General features: G+C 29.1%; 12 protein-coding genes. 4 read left to right on the top strand and 8 right to left on the bottom strand.

Annotation, left to right across the window (positions count from 1 at the left end; genetic code table 11):
• Nucleotides 1-201 precede the first annotated feature (201 nt).
• The 3 genes from R4I97_RS11040 to R4I97_RS11030 are packed head-to-tail and all read right to left on the bottom strand — an operon-like array spanning nt 202 to nt 2,615.
• A complete protein-coding gene (locus tag R4I97_RS11040) occupies nt 202-1,206 on the bottom strand; it encodes a permease (protein WP_335785097.1) in 1,005 nt (334 codons plus the stop codon).
• 23 nt (nt 1,207-1,229) lie between these two features.
• The gene (gene arsB / locus R4I97_RS11035; RefSeq protein WP_335785096.1) at nt 1,230-2,267 is read right to left on the bottom strand and encodes an ACR3 family arsenite efflux transporter; all 1,038 of its coding nucleotides are present in this window, start codon (nt 2,265-2,267) and stop codon (nt 1,230-1,232) included.
• Nucleotides 2,268-2,294: 27 nt separating this feature from the next.
• Nucleotides 2,295-2,615: a metalloregulator ArsR/SmtB family transcription factor gene (locus R4I97_RS11030; RefSeq protein ID WP_335785184.1), complete on the bottom strand. Its 321-nt coding sequence runs from the start codon at nt 2,613-2,615 to the stop codon at nt 2,295-2,297.
• A 162-nt stretch (nt 2,616-2,777) separates the two neighbouring features.
• On the opposite strand from R4I97_RS11030, the gene R4I97_RS11025 reads away from it, so the two are divergent.
• Nucleotides 2,778-3,293: a flavodoxin family protein gene (locus R4I97_RS11025; protein WP_335785095.1), complete on the top strand. Its 516-nt coding sequence runs from the start codon at nt 2,778-2,780 to the stop codon at nt 3,291-3,293.
• Nucleotides 3,294-3,330: 37 nt separating this feature from the next.
• Here the strand turns inward: R4I97_RS11025 and R4I97_RS11020 are convergent, their stop codons facing one another.
• From R4I97_RS11020 to R4I97_RS11010, 3 genes are all read right to left on the bottom strand, one after another.
• Complete coding sequence (locus tag R4I97_RS11020) at nt 3,331-3,912, bottom strand: RlmE family RNA methyltransferase (protein ID WP_335785094.1); 582 nt, start codon at nt 3,910-3,912, stop codon at nt 3,331-3,333.
• A gap of 11 nt (nt 3,913-3,923) precedes the next feature.
• Nucleotides 3,924-5,324: a tetratricopeptide repeat protein gene (locus R4I97_RS11015; protein WP_335785093.1), complete on the bottom strand. Its 1,401-nt coding sequence runs from the start codon at nt 5,322-5,324 to the stop codon at nt 3,924-3,926.
• A 127-nt stretch (nt 5,325-5,451) separates the two neighbouring features.
• Nucleotides 5,452-5,988, bottom strand: coding sequence for a PadR family transcriptional regulator (locus R4I97_RS11010; RefSeq protein ID WP_335785092.1), 537 nt, complete (start codon nt 5,986-5,988; stop codon nt 5,452-5,454).
• A gap of 505 nt (nt 5,989-6,493) precedes the next feature.
• Between R4I97_RS11010 and R4I97_RS11005 the strand changes: the two genes are divergently transcribed.
• From R4I97_RS11005 to R4I97_RS10995, 3 genes are all read left to right on the top strand, one after another.
• Nucleotides 6,494-8,440 (top strand): NAD(P)/FAD-dependent oxidoreductase, encoded by a 1,947-nt coding sequence (locus R4I97_RS11005; protein ID WP_335785091.1) that lies wholly within the window; start codon nt 6,494-6,496, stop codon nt 8,438-8,440.
• Nucleotides 8,441-8,955: 515 nt separating this feature from the next.
• The gene (gene uvrA / locus R4I97_RS11000) at nt 8,956-14,772 is read left to right on the top strand and encodes an excinuclease ABC subunit UvrA (protein ID WP_335785090.1); all 5,817 of its coding nucleotides are present in this window, start codon (nt 8,956-8,958) and stop codon (nt 14,770-14,772) included.
• Between the two features lie 343 nt (nt 14,773-15,115).
• On the top strand, nt 15,116-16,447 hold the full coding sequence (locus R4I97_RS10995; RefSeq protein ID WP_335785089.1) for an ABC transporter substrate-binding protein: 1,332 nt from the start codon (nt 15,116-15,118) through the stop codon (nt 16,445-16,447).
• 167 nt (nt 16,448-16,614) lie between these two features.
• Here R4I97_RS10995 and R4I97_RS10990 read toward each other — a convergent pair whose 3' ends face one another.
• Both R4I97_RS10990 and R4I97_RS10985 read right to left on the bottom strand, forming a co-directional pair.
• Entirely contained in the window at nt 16,615-17,748 is a 1,134-nt protein-coding gene (locus R4I97_RS10990; protein ID WP_335785088.1) for an RsiV family protein, read from the bottom strand.
• 72 nt (nt 17,749-17,820) lie between these two features.
• Nucleotides 17,821-19,548 carry a hypothetical protein gene (locus tag R4I97_RS10985; protein WP_335785087.1) on the bottom strand — a complete coding sequence of 576 codons (1,728 nt, stop codon included), beginning with the start codon at nt 19,546-19,548 and terminating at the stop codon, nt 17,821-17,823.
• Nucleotides 19,549-19,793 lie beyond the last annotated feature (245 nt).

Here is a 19,793-nt window from a genome sequence, read left to right as displayed (position 1 = left end):
TATCAATCTTTAAACAACTCTCCTATATTCATTGTTAAATAGATTTGTTAATAATTTACTTTCATGTTTTTTTTTTTTTTTACATTATAAATAATAAAATATAATTCTCAAATAAAAATATTACAGCAATAATCTGACAGTAATTTTTTTATCATTTATAAATAATCAAATATAATTATTTCTTAATTAAAATAAATACTTTTACACAAAATAAAAAGCATTAAATAAATAGCCCATTATTATTATACCAACAGTAACAATACCAACAAACACTATAAGAAGCGGCATTTTTACAACCTTTTTAATCATAATCATAGAAGGAAGAGACAAAGCAGTAACAGACATCATAAATGCTAAAATAGTACCGATTCCTGCTCCTTTATAAAATAAACTTTCAGCTATAGGAAGCGTGCCAAATATATCAGCATACATTGGAATGCCCACCAAAGAAGCCAAAGGCACAGAATACCAATTATTTTTTCCAAGTATTGTATTTATCCACTCTTCAGGTATAACATTATGTATAAAAGCCCCAATTCCTACACCTATAAATATATATAAATAAACCTTTTTTATAGTTTGCTTTACCTGATTTTTTGAATATATTAATCTCTCTTTTTTTGTCATAGTTTGTATTTCTATATTAGCATTAGATTTTATATTTTTTACAAAGTCTTCTAAATATCTCTCCATTTTAAGTTTGCCTATTATAGTTCCACCCAACACAGCAAGTACAAGACCAACAACAACATAAGCAATGGCAATCTTCATTCCAAACACGCTTGAAAGAAGTATTAAAGATGCTAAATCTACAAGAGGAGATGATATTAAAAAAGAAAATGTCATAGATATTGGTATTCCCGCAGAAGTAAAGCCTATAAAAAGAGGTATAGAAGAACAAGAGCAAAATGGAGTAACAGTTCCAAAAAGTGCTGCTAATATATTTGCTGATATTCCATTAAATCTTCCTAATATTTTTTTAGTTCTTTCTGGGGGGAAGTAGCTTTGAATATATGATATACAAAATATGAGCACTGATAATAGAATAAATATTTTTATAACATCATAAACAAAAAATTGTATAATTCCTTTTAATGTTTCTGAGATAGCAAAATTATTTAAAATATTTCCTATCAAAGTATTAAGCCATTTCATAGATATAATTTGATCTTGTATAAAGATAAATATATTTTTTATGTTTTCCATTTTTTATAACTCCAAATATTAAATTAAAATTTATATTTTGTTGCATTTGCTATTTTTACAAGTGTAAGCATTACAGGCACTTCAACTAAAACTCCAACTATAGTAGCAAGTGCCGCCCCAGAATTAACTCCAAATAACGATACAGCTACAGCCACAGAAAGTTCAAAGAAATTTGATGCTCCTATCATTCCTGCAGGTGCTGCTATGTTATGAGGAAGTTTTAATAAATAACTTGCAATATATGCTATAAAAAATATTAAAAATGTTTGTAATATTAAAGGTATAGCTATCAAAATTATATGAATGGGGTTTGATAAGATAACATTTCCTTGAAAGCTGAATAATAATATCAATGTTAATAATAATCCTATTATAGTAATATTATCAAATTTATGAATAAAAATATTATTAAAATACTCTGCTCCTTTTTTACCGCATACATAAAGTCTTATAATAATTCCAGCAGTTAAAGGAATAAGAACAAATAATACAACAGATAAAAATAATGTATCCCAAGGCACCGTAACATTTGATATGCCTAATAAAAATTTTACTATAGGAACGAATGCAACAAGTATTATTAAATCATTAGTTGCAACTTGCACTACAGTATATGACGGATTTCCATTTGTTAAAGCACTCCAAACAAATACCATTGCAGTGCACGGAGCAGCTCCTAAAAGTACGGCACCTACCAAATATTCCTTTGCTAAGTCTTTTGGTATAAAATTACTTAGTATAGTATAAAAAAAGAATGAAGCTATAAAAAACATAGTAAAAGGTTTTATAAGCCAATTTACAATCCAAGTAACAAACAAGCCTTGCGGATTTTTTGTAACATTCTTAATGCTTTGAAAATCTACACTCATCATCATAGGATATATCATAAGCCATATTAATATAGCTATAGGTACAGACACATTTGCATATTCAAATTTATTTAATGTATTTGGTATGATAGGAAAAAATTTAGATATTAATACCCCTATAACCATGCATATAAATACCCATAAAGTTAAATATTTTTGAAAAAAACTTATATTTTGTTTTTTATTTTCCATAATATTGAACCCTCTAAAATTATTTTATTAATCACATTTACATTTTATTTTCTTGTTAGTTTTTGATTTATCTAAATGTTCTCCATAAGAGTTCAGAATATTTTTTGCCTCTTCAAAGCCTTTTTTACTTATACTATAATGAGTCCATTTGCCTTCTTTTCTACCGTTTACTATTTTTGCATCTAAAAGTATTTTCATGTGATGTGATAATGTTGACTGAACGATATTTAGTTTCTCTAAAATTTTACAGGCACATATCTCCCCTTCTTTTAACATATCTAATATTTGAAGTCTATTTTCATCACAAAAAGCTTTGAATACTAAAGCATCTTTTTTATAATTTTTCATTAAGCCTCCTAATATATATCGAACTTTATCGATATGTATTATAGCAATCATATCGAAATTTGTCAATATGTTTTTAATATATATTTTCAAAAACCTTATACTTGCAAAAATATTCAAATAATATATTATTAGATTAATCTAACATTTAAAGGAGATTGTAAAATGAAATACTCAATAGTTTATACAAGTAAAAGCGGAAACACAGAAAAATTAGCTCTTGCTATAAAAGAAGCTGCTAATGGAGAATGTTTACAATGCGTTAAAGTAAATGCAGTAGATAATGCTAAAGTTAATGATTCTGATATAGTATTTGTTGGTGCTGGAAGCTACAAGGGCACTTGCGATGAGGCTGCTGGCAAATTTATGGAAACATTAAAAAACAAAAAAGTATTTTTATTTATGACAGTTGGTTACGGAGATAATCAAGCTTATTATGATAAAATGCTTAATCCTGCTAAAACATTTATAGATTCTTCTAATACAATAATTGGCACTTATGCTTGTCAGGGTCAATGGATAGAAGGACAGAAAAAAAATCTTGAGAATATGTTAGCTAAAGCTGCTACTGATGACGAGAAAAAAGTTATAGAAGGCAAATTAGCTAATCATTCAAATGCTATGGGGCACCCTAATGCTGAAGATTTGAATAAACTTAAAGACATAGTTAAATCTTTATAATAACTTTTATAAGAGGGCAGGTTTTATACTTGCCCTTTTAATTATTCTTTTTAAAACCTTTGGCAAATAAAAATACTTCCCTGCTTTCATCTCTTGAACTTTTTGGCTTAAATACTGTTACAGAAGCAAAATAATCATTGAGCTCTTTCTTAAAATTAGGCAAATCTTTTCCGTCAAAAACTTTTATAAAAAAATTGCCATTATCTTTTAAAACATCTTTTGCCAAATAAAATATTTTCTCACACAAACCTATAGAACGCAAATGATTAGTTTCTCTATCTGAAGTAGTATTAGGCATAGCATCACTAACAACAACATCAAACTCTATATTATCAAAAGTAGAAGCGTCCATTTCTTTTATGTCGCCAAGAATAAATTTAAATCTCTGATGTGATAAATTATTAGGAAGTATATCGACCCCTACAACAGTACCTGTTTTAATAATTTTATTGAGCATATACTGACTAAAAGAACCCGGAGAACAGCCCACATCAAGCACATTATCTGAAGATTTAATAAACTTGAACTTATTTTGTGCCTCTTCCAATTTAAATACACTTCTCGCTTTATAATTTTCTTCTTTAGCTTTTTTAAAATAAAAATCTTGAACTTTTTTCATAAGATAAAAATTTATACAATCCAGTCTAATTTTTCTTCACTTCTAGTAACACCAACAGGGACGCTTGTAAATGTAGACTTCTCTACTAAACTCTCTAAACGTTTAATACCAACTATATCAATCCTAGACATAGCAGCATATCTTATAGCATCAGGAGTAGCCATAGCACAAGTCACAAGCACAGAATTAACGATGTTAGAATTAACCGCATAATCATACAACTGTATAAGCTCTTCATTAAATATAGGACTATAAGACATTCTAAAGAAAACTATTTTTTTAGTAGAATGTACACTCTTACCGTCTTTAGCAAAAATTATCACATATTTTTTATCTGTAGTCTTCAATGAATATGGAATTAAATTCATAGACGCTACTATTTTTAATGCCAAATCAGCAAATTCATTTTCATCAAGCTTAAAGAAACTTTTAATATTATCACTATATCTTGACTCTTTATATTCGGCCAATTTTTTCTCAGCATCTTTGTAATTTGGGTCTATTATAATGATATTTTCTAAGAACTCTATAGCTTTATTAATATTTTCCATTCTGCTGTAGCATTCGGATAATTGATATAATATAGCTAAATTCAATTCTCTATCAATACCGTCATAAGCAATAGCCATTTCCAAATATTTAATAGCAAACTCTATATTATTTAATTCTATATAACATAAAGCAATCTCATACAAAGATTTAATAGCATACTCTCTATCTTTGCTTGATATTTTATAATGCTTAATAGCATTTTTACAGTCAGATTTACCTTTATAAGCACGTCCTAAATTATAATTCAAAGCAGGGTCATTAGGATATTTGTTTATAATACCATTCATTATAACTATAGCTTCATTATAGTTACCAGCACTAACATAACAATATGCCTTATATTTTAAAGCCTCTTTATTTGTAGAATCATTCTCTAAGGCATTCTCAAAAAATTGAAAAGCAGTATTGTATTGCCCATTCTCATAGTATATCTTGCCTATTTCTATAGAAACATTTACTTTATACTCTCCGCCCAATTTTAATAAAGATAAAAACTGAGCCAATGATTCTTCTTTTCTTCCTATAGCATTTAAAGATTTACCTAAAGATATTACTGTTTCAGGCGCATCATCACCTGTATCTATGGCATGTCTATACTCAACTATTGCAAAAGGATATTCTCCCATTTTATAATAGCAATCTCCTATAATTTTATACATCTTAGAAGATCTATTATGAGATTTTGACTGTATATCTCTTAATTTTTTTATCGCTAAATCATATTTTTCCGCTGCTATAAAGTTATTTACTCTATCCATATCGGACTGGACATATTTTGAATACAATTTTGGAAGTATTTTACTTGCAATAAAAAGCAATATACAAAATACTACAATAAATACTATAATATAAATAGTCATATTCTTTCTTATTTTTTTTATATTCTATATTATATTACTCGGCATTATTTGCAATATGTAAAGTACTTTTTATTATATAGTATGTAAATTATAATATTTTTATATTAACATTTTTTATGATAAAATTTTATTTACTGCACAGCTCCAAGCATTTCTCAAGCCACCTGCAAGTATTCTCTTCACGCATAATAGCCCCCATTAATACCAAATAATCGCTGAAAGCATTCGTATTTTTTTCTGGAATAGAACCAAACTTCTTTTGGCTGTTTATTAAATACTCTAATCTATCTCTATGCTGATTAAGATGGTTTATAATCAATTCTTCTCTATTCTTTTCTGATAAAAAGTCTGAAAAAAATAACTGCAGTCTAAACTCATCTTTAAAAGTAGGCGGAATATCTATTTTTGATCCAAGCCATTTCATAAAATCCTTTTTACCAAGTTCTGTTATTGAATATAACTTTTTTTCGAGAACAGTACCTGATATCTCTATTTTATATTCTACCATACCATGCTCATGAAGGTTTTTTAATTCTGGATATATTTGACTATGTTTTGCACTCCAAAATTCACACAAAGCCTCTTCAAATTCTTTTGTAATATCATATCCTGTCATGCTTTTTTTATTCAAAAGCCCCAATATAGCGTACTTTAGCACTCCCATAAAAAACTGCTCCAATTATTATTTTTAGTTTTTATATTATAACACTATTTAAATTAAAATCTATAGTAAAATACATATAAAAATAAATATGTATATATTGACATGTTTATATATATATGTTATTATACCTTATATGTAAAAATGTTTTGTATAAAAATGATTTATGAGAGCATATTTAACTTTAATTAATACTTAGAGTTTATTGATGGTCGCTATGTATGGTATTTATGCAAAATATTAAAAAAAGACATTAACTTCTGCCCAAACTTAGCCATAGTATAGCTAATAGTTTGTAGCTAAATAATGATAAATTAACAATAAAGAGCTAATGTTATATATTTTTATATTAGGAATATTAGTAAGAGTTTATTTTGGTTGTTCTTAAAGATTTCCTTTGTTGTAAAAGAATTGGGTGGAAGTTAAAGCCGTACAAATTTTAAAATTAAAAATATATTTTTTTCAAAACACATTTAAGAAAATTTAATAAATATAAGGAGTATAAAATATGAAACATAAATATCCTAATCTATGTAAGCCTATAACTATAGCAGGTGTTACATTTCAAAATAGAATGTTTTCAGCTCCAATGGGGGGAACTGATATAACTAATGATGGTTGTATAGGGCCTAAATCTACTGCATTTTATGAATTAAGAGCAAAAGGCGGTGCTGGTTCTGTTACAGTAAGTGAATGTATGGTTCATCCTGAAACAGACGGCTCTCATGCTTATCATTTAGATACAAAAATATTGAACTCTCTTGCTGCTGCTACTTATAGCGCTGATGCTATACGCAGACATGGTTCAATAGCAAGTTTAGAATTATCTCATTCTGGTATGTATGCTGGAACATATATGACAGACAAAAACAAAAAGAAAAGTATGGCTCAATGGGGGCCTTCTGATACAGTTCGTCCTGACGGTGTAGAAGTAAAATCATTAACAAAAGAAATGATTAAAGAAATAGTTGATGCTTATGGCAATGTTGCTGCACTTGCTAAAAGAGCTGGTTTTGAAATGCTTTTAATACATGGCGGTCATGGTTGGTTATTAAATCAATTTTTATCTCCATATTTTAACAAAAGAAAAGATGAATACGGAGGAAGTTTAGAAAATAGGTGTCGCTTGTCAATAGAAGTATTAATAGCTGTTCGTAGAGCTGTTGGAGAAAAATTTCCAATAGAGTTTAGATTAAGCGGTTCTGAATTATTTGACGGAGGTTATGATTTAGACGAGGGAATAGAAATAGCCAAGATAATATCTCCTTATTTAGATTTACTTCATGTTTCTGCAGGTACTTATCAAAGAGGTTTTGGGCACACTACCCCTTCTATGTTTAGTGCACATGGATGTAATGTATATTTAGCAGAAGCCATAAAAAAACATGTTTCCGTACCTGTATCTACAATAGGGGCTTTAAATAGTCCTGAACAGATGGAAGAGATTATTGCTTCTGGAAAAGCTGATATTGTATATATGGCTCGTGCTTTGCTTGCTGACCATGAACTTCCTAGAAAAGTGATGGAAAACAGAGATGAAGAGATAGTACATTGTTTAAGATGTTTTACTTGTATGGCTGAACGTGCTACTACTGCTACAAGAAGATGTACTGTTAATCCTCTAATAGGAAGAGAGCTTGATGGAGTTGAGGTTATGCCTGCAAGAGAAAGCAAAAAAGTTTTGGTTGCAGGTGCTGGTCCCGGAGGATTATATGCTGCTTACACTGCTGCGAGAAGAGGACATAAGGTTATATTATGCGAGAAAGAAGCAGAAATTGGCGGTATATTAAAAAGTGAGCAGGCTATTCCTTTCAAAAAAGAGATGTATGATTTATCTAATACCTATGCATTGCTTGCCAAAAAAGCTGGCGTAGAAATCCGCACAGATACAGAAGTAACAAAAGAGTTAGTTGAAAAAGAAAATCCTTATGCATTAATAATTGCAGTAGGTTCTACTCCTTTAGTGCCGCCTATAAGAGGTTTAGATGGTGACAATGTTGTGATAGTTAACAACTACTATAAAGAAAAAGATAAAGTAACTGATAATGTAGTAGTATTTGGAGGCGGATTGGCAGGATGTGAATGTGCTATACATTTAGGAATGGAAGGCAAAAAAGTGCATCTTGTAGAAATGAGAGATGAGCTTGCTCCTGATGCTAATATAAGACATAGACCTTTACTTTTAAAAGAAGTCGATAAATATGTTACAGTCCATACTGGATACAAAGGTATAGAAGTGAGAAAAGACGGAATATTATGTGTTGATAAAGAAAATAAAGAAGTATTAGTTGAAGGCACTACTGTTATATGTGCTTTAGGACAAAAATCTTGCACTGATACTGTTGAAAAGTTAAGAGACTCTGCTCCTTTTGTAAGAGTGATTGGTGATGCTTCAAAAGTTGCAACAATAACAAATGCTGTTTATTGGGGATATCATGCTGCTTTAGACATATAATAACACATATTCATAATTTCCTATGGGCTTTATAGTATAGCTATATATTATAAAGCCTTTTTTAATTTTACTTACGCACCCCACCCTATTATATTTATTGTCTTATTTTGTGTTTTTTACTTAACTATTTCTTACTGTTTAATTAGAAAAAGCACCCCCTCCCTAATGTTTATTAAATTTATAATCTCTTTAACGCACGGTTAGGTTAAATTATAACTTTATAAAATTTAAATTATAATTTAGCTATATTTTTTAGTTTCACTCTGCGTGCGGTGAATAAGTTTTAAAATTCTATTTTCTAATAAAAATTCTGAATTTAAAAACTGCTTGGGTGGGCGTGCTTTTTAGTGTTCACTACAAAATATAATTAAATTTTATACTCAAATTTAAATAGCAAATATTAAAGGGCGGGGCATGTAATAAAATTTATTTATAAATATTTAATATCAATAAAACCTTTTTTTATGTAGAATTTATGTTATAATAGTTTAACTTTTTTAAAAAAGGATAAATCAATGTCTAACAATTCTATAGAGATAAGAGGTGCTAAAGAGCATAACCTTAAAAATATATCACTTTCAATACCTCATAAAACTTTAACTACTTTAACAGGAGTATCAGGAAGCGGAAAAAGTTCACTTGCATTCGATACTATTTTTAAAGAGGGACAGAGAAGATATTTAGAATCATTATCAGCTTATGCAAGACAGTTTTTAGGCGTTATGGCTAAGGCTGATGTTGAACATATTGAAGGACTATCTCCTACTATTTCTATAGACCAAAAAAGCGTAAATAAAAACCCCCGCTCTACTGTTGGCACTGTTACAGAGATTTATGACTTTTTTAGATTATTATTTGCAAGACTTGGAGTACCATATTGCTCTAAATGCGGACATAAAATCTCTAAACAAAGTGAAGACCAAATTGCACAAAGTGTTTTAAGAGAGTTTGCAGAGAAAAGAATTCTTGTTCTTGCCCCTATTGTAAGAGATAGAAAGGGAGAGTATAGAAAAGAAATTGAAGAAGTTAAACTTGCAGGATACCCTAGAATAAGAATAGATAATATTGTTTATAAATTTGATGAAGATGAAATTCCAGAACTTAAAAGATATGAGAAACATACTTTAGAAATAGTAATTGACAGAATAAAAGTTGAAGATAAATATTTGTCAAGAATAACTGATGATATTGAAAGAGCAATAAGAATAACAAAAGGCTTAGTAGCATTCTATGAAGAGCATGAAAAAAGTGAAAAAGCATTAGAAATACAAACTGCAGAGAATGCTGAAGAAAATACAAAAACAAAAAAGAAAAAAATAAAAATGAGTAAGCAGTTTGAAATAGATAAATATTACAAGCTCTATACTACTGAAAGGTCTTGTGCAAACTGCGGACACTCTATTGCTGATATTGAGCCTAATTTATTTTCATTTAATAACCCTATGGGAGCCTGTACTGTTTGCGGAGGACTTGGAGTTGAACATATATTTACAGAAAAGCATATTGTAAGAGATGAAAATTTAAGCATTTATGATGGGGCTTTATCCTGTTTTGTAGATAGGCATATTGGTTTTGATGCTGAATATGGCACTGATGAATTAGAAGTAATTGCTAAAACTTATAAAATAGATTTAAAAAAACCTTGGAAAGATTTAACTAAAACAGAAAAGAAATATTTACTTTACGGCACTGATAAAGAAGTTAAATGGAGAAAAAGATATTGGTATCATAGTAAACTTGTAGAAGAGAGAGTTCCCGGAATTTTAGACAGATTAAAATACGACTACGAAACTTATAAAATGAATTATTATGCTAATTTTATGGACGAAGTTGAATGTCCTAAATGTAAGGGTAAAAGAATTAATGAAGATGCTTTATCAGTAAAGTTTAACGGAAAAACTATAGCCGATTTCTCTTCAATGACTATAGAAGATTTATATGATTATTTTACCAAATTAAAATTGAAGCCAAATGAAGAGGTGATTGGTGCTCCTATAGTAAAAGAAATAATTTATAGATTAACATTTTTGGTAAAAGTTGGACTTACTTATTTAACAGTAGAGCGTTCCTCACCTACTCTTTCGGGTGGAGAATCTCAAAGAATAAGATTAGCATCACAAATAGGAAGCGGACTTGAAGGTGTATTATATGTACTTGATGAGCCTTCAATAGGACTTCATCAATCAGACAATAAAAAATTAATTGAATCATTAAAAACATTAAGAGATAAAAATAATACAGTTATAGTTGTAGAACATGATAAAGAAACTATGGAGGAGTCAGATTATTTAATTGATATAGGTCCTAATGCAGGAGTCAATGGAGGGGAAGTTGTAGGTATTGGAGATTATGAAGAGTTTATAAAATCTGATAAATCATACACTGCAAAATATTTACGCGGTGATGATGATATAGAAATACCAAAACAAAGACGCGAAGGAAACGGAAAGTTTTTAAAAGTAATTGGAGCTAATCAATTTAATCTTAAGAATATAGATGTTCAATTTCCATTAGGTGTATTTATTGTAGTTACAGGACTTTCTGGAAGCGGTAAATCTACTTTAGTTGAAAATATTTTAATGCGTGCATTGCATAATCATTTTTATGGTAAGACTTTAACTCCAGGAAGTCATGAAAGAATAGAAGGTCTTGAAAATATTGATAAGGTTATAGAAGTTGATCAATCTCCTATAGGAAGAACACCAAGAAGCAACCCTGCAACATACACAAAAGTTTTATCGCCTATAAGAGATTTATTTGCAGCTACTAAACTTGCTAAAATGAGGGGATACGATAAAGGAAGATTTTCATTCAATGTAAAAACCGGAAGATGTCCTACTTGCGAAGGTGCTGGAGTTATAGAATTAGAAATGCAGTTTCTTTCTAATGTATTAGTGCCTTGTGAGGAATGCGGCGGAAAGAGATTTAATGCAGAAACTTTAGATGTTAAATATAAAGACAAAACTATTTATGATGTTCTTGAGATGAGTGTATCAGAGGCGATTACATTTTTTGACGGTATAACTTCTATTACAAGAATATTAAAAATAATGGAAGATATAGGACTTGGATATATTAAATTAGGTCAGCCTTCCACTACACTTTCAGGAGGAGAAGCTCAGAGAATAAAACTTGCAAGTGAGCTTCATAAAATATCTACAGGAAACACTTTATATATATTAGATGAGCCTACTACAGGACTTCATTTCGAGGATATAAAGAAATTATTAAAAGCATTGGATGGACTTGTTGAGAAAGGCAACACTGTTTTAGTTGTAGAGCATAATTTGGATGTTATTAAATGTGCTGATTATATTATAGATATGGGACCTTTAAGCGGTGATAAGGGCGGAAGAGTTGTTGCTGAGGGTAAGCCTGAAGACATAATAAAAGTAAAAGAATCTCTCACTGCAAAAGAACTTAAAGAAATATTAAAGCCTTCAAAAAAGAAAAAAGAAAATATCAAAACAGAAGAGGCAAAAAAAGAAGAAAATACTTCATTAATAATAAAAGGTGCTAATAAACATAATCTAAAAAATATAAGTTTAACACTTCCTAAAAACCAAATCAACGTTATAACAGGAGTATCAGGAAGCGGAAAAACTTCTCTTGCATTCGACACCATATTTAAAGAAGGTCAAAGAAGATTTGTTGAATCACTTTCTACTTATGCAAGAAGATTTTTAGGAAGATTTGAAGATGCTAATGTTGACAAAATAGAAGGCTTAGCACCAGCAATTGCAATAGACCAAAAAAATGTAAGCAGAAACCCTCGCTCTACTGTAGCAACTGTTACAGAGATTTATGATTATTTTAGATTAATTTTTGCAAGACTTGCTAAACCACATTGCCCTCATTGCTCTGATAAAAACACTCTAAAAGCTGAAACTCCTTCAATACTTGCTACTGAAATTGTTGACACTATGGACTTGCATAAACTTGTTATAATTTCTCCTCTATATCATAGTTCATTTAATCATAGATTTACTTTTAATGATAATGATGCAAAAGATATTAAAAAGATTATAGAAAAAACAAGAGAAGCAGGATATGTAAGAATGCAGATTAACAACAATGACTATGTTATAGATGATATTACTGAAGAAGATATTACTGCATTATCAAAAGAAGAAATATATTCTGTGGGTATAGTAATAGATAGAATTGTTGTTGGAAAAGATAAAAGAGCAAGGATTGCAGATGCCCTTGAAAAAGCAATGGATTTATCAAACGGAGTAGCACATATAAAAGCAACTCAAGGAATAATCGTAAAAGAAAGTTTCCATACAAAATTCCCAGCATGCTTGCTTCATGGAATATTATTTGATTTTGAAGTTACACCAAGACATTTTTCATTTAATTCGCATTGGGGATATTGCGATGAATGTAAAGGGCTTGGAAGCAAACCTACATTTAGTATAGATTTAGCAATAAAAGACAGCACAAAACCTTTATTTGACGGGGCATTAGACACTGCTATTCATAATATGTTTTCTACTCCGGGAAAATATTATACAGATTCTTTAATGAGATTTTTAAAAAGAAACGGCATAACAAAAAAAGATTTATATGAAACTCCTTTCAATGAACTAGACAAAAAAATTATTGATACATTCTTTTTTGGAGGAGATTATTCTGTAGGAAATGTTATAACTCAGTGGCATTCTAATAATGATGTTACAAGTGAAGATTACTCAGAGTGGAAAGATAAATCCCTCGGCAAATTCTTTATTGATGAAGAATGTGATTCTTGTCATGGAGAAAGACTAAACGAAATAATAAGGTCCTACACCATACAAAATAAAAACATAAGCCAAGTATGTGCAATGACCGTAGAAGAAGCTATTAATTTCTTTGATGAACTTCCAAATCTTTTGACAGAAAGAGAAAACACTATATCAAAAGAAGCAATAAAAGAGATTAGAACAAGATTAAGTTTCTTAGATAAAGTGGGGCTTGGATATTTATTTTTGAGCAGAAAATATGCAACTCTTTCAGGAGGAGAAGCACAGAGAATAAGGCTTGCTAGTCAGTTAGGCTCTAAACTTACAGGAGTTCTTTATGTATTAGATGAGCCTACTGTAGGGCTTCACCCAAGAGATACTAATCATTTGCTTGATACTTTAAAAGAATTAAGAGATTTAAAAAACACTCTTGTAATAGTAGAGCATGACAGAGATACTATGAAAGCTGCTGACAATATTATAGATATGGGTCCTTTCGCTGGTGCTTTTGGGGGTGAAGTAGTTTTTCAAGGTAAATACGATGATATATTAAAAGATAACAATTCACTTACAGGAAATTATTTAAGCGAGAGAAAAAAAGTATTTGAAAAAACTGCTGTAAGAAATGAAGAGACTGAATGCATAAAATTAAAAAATGTTTCAACAAACAATTTAAAAAATATAGATGTTGATATACCACTTAAAAAAATAGTAGTGGTTACTGGAGTGTCTGGAAGCGGTAAGTCATCATTAATAATAGACACTCTCTACCCTGCCCTAAAAAAACGAAGATTAAATCAATACTCAAAATTTGAAAGTGTTGAAATACCTGAGATTGTTTCGGACACTATATTGGTTGATCAAATTTCAATAGTTGGCTCTATTAGAAGTACATTAGTAAGCTATAGTAAAGTGTTTGATAAAATAAGAAACATATTTGCTAAAACTCCTACAGCAAAGGCTAAAGCGTTTGCAGCAGGACGTTTCTCATATAATGGCAAGGAAGGAAGATGCAACATCTGCGAAGGTAAAGGAATAAGAAAAATTGCAATGCACTTCTTATCCGATATGGAAATAGTTTGTGAGGCTTGCGGTGGTAAAAGATATAATGATGAAACTTTGTCTGTAAGATTCAAATCTTTAAATATAGCCGAAGTATTAGAATTAACAGTTGATGAGGCAATAGAGTTTTTTGACTTCGACAAATCAATTGTAAAAACACTTTCCATAATGAGCGAGGTTGGACTCGGTTATATAAAACTCTCTCAAAGGCTTGATACTTTCTCTGGCGGTGAATTACAGCGTTTGAAACTTGCTACAGAATTAGCAAAAAAACAAGGCGATGAGCATATAGTTTACATATTAGATGAACCTACTACAGGGCTTCATTTTGATGATGTTAATAAACTTCTTATAGCTTTAAACAAATTAGTAGAAAAAGGACATAGCGTTATAATAATAGAGCATAATCCTGATGTTATAAAAGCTGCTGACTATATAATTGATTTAGGATTAGAGGGAGGCACTAATGGAGGAGAAATCATTGCAAAAGGTACTGTCGAAGAGATTTTAGAGATGAAAAAAGGCTACACTTGGAAGTATATTTAGTTATATAATATATACTGAAATTTTTTAAGTTTGTCAATTTTTCTCTTGTTCTTTTTCCCGCCGATACGCTGTGCGGACTTCGTCAAAGAATTAAAAAGTGCAAGTACAAAATTAATTAAGCCATAATATAATAATATTTTTAATATAATAATTTATATTTTGAAAAATAAATTAAAATAATATATAAAAAATTAAATGCATTAATAAAAAAATAATTAATGCATTTATAAAAATATTCAATTATAACTCATCTCTTCTAAACTATTTATAAAAAACATTTTACATATAGAATATTATAGATTTTTATACTATAATATTTCATATATAATTAAGGAGTTTTTATATGAAACGTTATTTCAATTTGTTTCTGCTCACTTTATTTTCGATAACTTTATTTTCATGTTCAGGAGGGACAAACAAAGAAAATAAAACTCAACCTGCAGAATTGCCTGCTATAGATGAAAATACTGAAACAGAACTTATAGTATGGGGTTGGAATGTTGCTGCTAAAGCATTAGAAGAAACTGCAAAAACATTCAATGAAAAATATCCAAAAATAAAAATTACAGTACAAGAATTTGGCGGTGCTGGTCAATTATATGAAAAAGCTGGGGTTGTACTTTCTTCTGGTCAAGGTGTTCCTGATATAATGCAATTAGAAAGTGATTATGTACAAACTTATGCCGAAAACTATCCTCAATATTTCTTAGATTTAAAATCATTGGCCCCTGCTGATATAGATAGTAAAGTAGATCCTTCTAAAGTATCTACAAGTTACGATACTGAAGGAAAATTAGTAGCTATAGCTTGGGATTCTGGTCCTGTAGTACTATTCTATAGAGCTGATTTATTCAAAGAAGCAGGAATAGACCCTAATTCTATAGAAACTTATGATGATTATATTGCTGCTGGTAAAAAATTCCAAGAAAAATTTCCTAATATGAAGTTTTTTGGAAATATGTATGTACAAGATGATGGAGTTTGGAGAAATATGATGGTTCAAAATAATACTTATTATCTAAATAAAAATGGTGAAATAACCATATCATCTCCAAAAACAATAGAAGCCACAAAAGTGTTAAGAAGTTTCGCTGATGAAAATATAATGATAAATACTGTTAATTGGGACGGTTCTATAAGAGCCAACAAAAGCGGAGAAATAGCTACTTATTTATCAGGAGCTTGGTGGGCTGGTACTATAAAAGATCAAATGCCTGAAATGAAAGGTAAATGGGCTATTATGAAAATGCCTGCTTATACTAAAGGAGGTGTTAGAGCTTCTTCTCATGGAGGTTCTACTTTAACTATAACTGCTTCAGACCCTGTTAAACAAGCTGCTGCTTGGGCTTTTGTAGAACATTCTTTATTAAATGTTGATAATCAAATATTAATGTATAAAAATTATGGATTATTTCCATCTTACTTACCTGTTTATGATGACCCTAGATTCCAAGAAGCAGATGAATATTTTGGAGAAGGTTTTAATCAAATGTTAGGGGAAATAACTAAAGAAATACCTGCTGCTATATACACTTCTTCTGATTATTCTGAAATCAGAAATATTTGCGTAGGAGCTTATGAAGCTATTTTAAATAATAACGCTAATATAGAAGAAACTTTACAAAATGCCGCTCAGCAAATAAGCAGTTCAACTGGAAGAAAAATAGCTAAATAGTATATAGCTTAAAACATAATAAATGCGTCTGATATTTATATATTGGACGCTTTTATTTTTTATATCTATATATTTTTTATTATAAAAAGTTATATTTCTAAATATAAAATTAAGAGGATAATTATATTAAATAACTATCCTCTTATTAACTTTATATAAAGATTTTATTATTCAAAAATTGTTTTATATTCGTCTTTTAAATAAGGCTTGATTTCTTCTGTTGGTATTAATACTCTTGTTTCACCTATTGCATAAGGTCCTATTTCATATATTCCCCAAGTAAATACTAAGCCTTTTGATGTTAAATAGAAATTGTTATTTTCTAATGTAAGTTCATTTAAATCAAAATAAGAATTAGCATCTCTGCCTTCTATTTTTACAAGTTTATCTTTTACTAAATTAAGCAAGTCAGTATTGTTTAAATCTGTTATTAAATCTTCTATTTTTAGCTGATTTCCATTTTCTAATAAATATACACTGTTTATTGTAGCATAATTTCCATGTGCTCCGCCTGTATATTCATAAACTAATTTATTAATAGATACAACTTTTTCACTTAAATAATCTATTCCAAATTGTGAAGAATAATTTTCTATATGTGATATATAATCAGATTTTACCCATTCATCATATACTGGAGCCATTTTATTGCTTATAATACTTTGAGCTGTCAATAATTTTGTTGGGTCATTAAAAGTGCTTACATCAGTAATGCCAAAATCTTTGTTTATGTCTAAATTAATTTTATCTATACTTGCAGATTTACTGTCATTGTTTAGAGCAAATATTGCCGTTTTGAATTGAAATACTCTTGGGTCATCAGCTTTTGGAGAAACATTTGAATAAGTATATTCTATTATTTTAGCACCTGTTACAGGAGTTTTTGCTGATTTGAAAGTCATTTCTTTACCATCTATTTTTGCAACAAAAGGATATGCTATACTTGGAAAATTTCCTTCTAATGTTTTATTGTCATAAGAAACAGCTGAAATATTTCCTTCATCAAGCTCGCCTGCTTTTGTAACATTAAATGTGTTTAAGTTTTGATTGATATCTCTGTAATATACAACTCCAAAATTGCCATTTTCATTTTGTGCTATCTCAGAGTTAATATATTCACCTGTATCAGAAACCAAATATACAACATCATAATTATTAGCTTTTTCATTTTCGCTGAGTTGTAATGGTGTGATTTCTGCTGTATTGTTATCAGTTACTGTTTCTTGTTTGGCATTATTTGAATTACCGCATGAAACAAAAATAAATAAAGTACATAATACTGTTAAAAAAATTGCTTTCATTTTTTATCCTTAATATAATTTTCTATATAAAAACAAAACATATTTTAACTTGTAAAAATGATTTAGAAGAAATTAATATTTAAACTCCACAGTATAATGCGTAAGAGACTCATCAGGCATAATATACTCTTTATAATTCTTCATAAAAGCTTCTGTCATATCAGCCTTAGCACCATAATACATAGCTTCATGTATACTAGTAACAAAATAACCAAGCACAGGGTCATAAAAACCTTCTCTATACTTCTTTTCACAATCTCTAAAATAATTAAGCAAAGCAGTATATGATTCAATAGGAGGGCTTTTAAGCATAAGCTCTATTTGATAATAGTCTATAAACTGTATTACTTTATTATTAATATTAAGCAATACTTTTTCACCTCCGCTCTGCCATACCATTAAATCATCTGTATAATCTATTGGAGTAATGAGTTTCCAGCTGTCAGCTTCATTAGGTTTTTCTTTTGCAGCAAAAAATTGGTTCTTACCCGCACCTTTTAAATGTTGTTCTGAAACAGTAAAATATTCTTCACCTCTATTATATGCAGCATCTATTTCTGCATAAGGTACTGTAGGATAATAATATATTTTTCCGTTAAGCTCCTGAGATGAATATGTGTTGTCTGATTTATAATATATGCCGTTATCCGCTTTTACCCAATTAGGCTCTTCTGGAGTTTTTATTCTGTTTTGTAAATATCTGTCTAATCCTTTAAAATCACTATCATCAACATTAGTAGCTTTATAAAAAGCATATTCATCATACTCTAAATTCCAATTTACTCCATCCGTACTTGACCATATTCTATTGTCATACTTAAAGCTTTCATATTTTACAGCCCATTTATTATCAGAAGAGTTATATTCATAATATTCTCTATATCCTTTTGAAAAATATATTTTATCTTTATCAATTTTAACATCAAAATCGCCAATAACAAATTTCATGCTTCTAGCACCCCAAGGAGTACTATCTATTTTCTCCCAATTAGCCCCCACTGAAGTATCTTTGCTTTTATGTATTCTATAATAATAATCTTTGCTTATAGTAAATGAGCCCGCCTCAACAGGTCTTGTTCCTGAAGGATTCTGTTCATAAAAAGTTTCTATTAGTCCAATTAAATATATATAATCTTTAAATTGAAAAAAACGAGATACATACATTCCATATCCGCCTTGAAAACTTTCATCAAAATTAAAAGGGTTTGGATATGGCATTTTATATCGTATATTATTATCAGAACCATTTGTCTGCCAATTAATTAAATCTGATGATGTATAATATATGTTATCATATACTATAGAATGAATAATTTTTCCAGTACTTGGTGAAATATTGCTTATTGAATATTTTCCATAACTATTAGGCTCATATATAACTTTATCATTTTCTATTACTGATATATTATATTTTAATCTATCAAAAATATCATCATAAACATTTTTGGCATATACATTTATATTGGCATTATTGTCTATTTCTAAAATTACATTAATAGCTATTTTATTCAATGTTTTGCTTTTAGGGTCATAATTATACATACGGTCAGCTAATATATACCATTTACCTTTATATTTGAATTTTTTACTAAAACCTCCGAAAACTTCACCGTCTTTAGCAGGCACTGGTTTTACATCAATATGACTGGGTATTGTTTCTTCTGGCAATCTAAAATCTGTTTCAGGCGGTATATAAGTTGTACCTAATATATTAAACTTTTCACAAGATATAATAAAAACTATTACAATAATTAATAAAACAAATATTAAACATAATCTTTTATTAAAATTCTTTTTCATAAAAACATAAACCGAAAGTATATTTTCGATGATTTCTTGAAACAATAAAACAGGCATTTTTTAAAAGAATATAATCTAATAAATTAAACATAAATTATAAACTAATAAATTACATACGTTTTCATTTTACATTACAAATATGATTTTTCAAGTTATATTTTATAATTTTTTACTAAATTGATACACTATTTATAAATATTGAATTATTTTAAATATATTACAATAAATATTTTTACTAAGAATTG

It is taken from the genome of Brachyspira pilosicoli (genome assembly GCF_036997485.1).
GTDB lineage: Bacteria > Spirochaetota > Brachyspiria > Brachyspirales > Brachyspiraceae > Brachyspira > Brachyspira pilosicoli_C.
This window is presented reverse-complemented; position numbering and strand designations above follow the sequence as displayed.

Coding starts and splice junctions, on each gene's coding strand:
- uvrA (WP_335785090.1), top strand. CDS start 8,956: ATGTCTAACAATTCTATAGAGATAAGAGGTGCTAAAGAGCATAACCTT.
- R4I97_RS11030 (WP_335785184.1), bottom strand. CDS start 2,615: ATGAAAAATTATAAAAAAGATGCTTTAGTATTCAAAGCTTTTTGTGAT.
- R4I97_RS11010 (WP_335785092.1), bottom strand. CDS start 5,988: ATGGGAGTGCTAAAGTACGCTATATTGGGGCTTTTGAATAAAAAAAGC.
- R4I97_RS10985 (WP_335785087.1), bottom strand. CDS start 19,548: ATGAAAAAGAATTTTAATAAAAGATTATGTTTAATATTTGTTTTATTA.
- R4I97_RS11020 (WP_335785094.1), bottom strand. CDS start 3,912: ATGAAAAAAGTTCAAGATTTTTATTTTAAAAAAGCTAAAGAAGAAAAT.
- R4I97_RS11005 (WP_335785091.1), top strand. CDS start 6,494: ATGAAACATAAATATCCTAATCTATGTAAGCCTATAACTATAGCAGGT.
- R4I97_RS11015 (WP_335785093.1), bottom strand. CDS start 5,324: ATGACTATTTATATTATAGTATTTATTGTAGTATTTTGTATATTGCTT.
- arsB (WP_335785096.1), bottom strand. CDS start 2,267: ATGGAAAATAAAAAACAAAATATAAGTTTTTTTCAAAAATATTTAACT.
- R4I97_RS10990 (WP_335785088.1), bottom strand. CDS start 17,748: ATGAAAGCAATTTTTTTAACAGTATTATGTACTTTATTTATTTTTGTT.
- R4I97_RS11040 (WP_335785097.1), bottom strand. CDS start 1,206: ATGGAAAACATAAAAAATATATTTATCTTTATACAAGATCAAATTATA.
- R4I97_RS11025 (WP_335785095.1), top strand. CDS start 2,778: ATGAAATACTCAATAGTTTATACAAGTAAAAGCGGAAACACAGAAAAA.
- R4I97_RS10995 (WP_335785089.1), top strand. CDS start 15,116: ATGAAACGTTATTTCAATTTGTTTCTGCTCACTTTATTTTCGATAACT.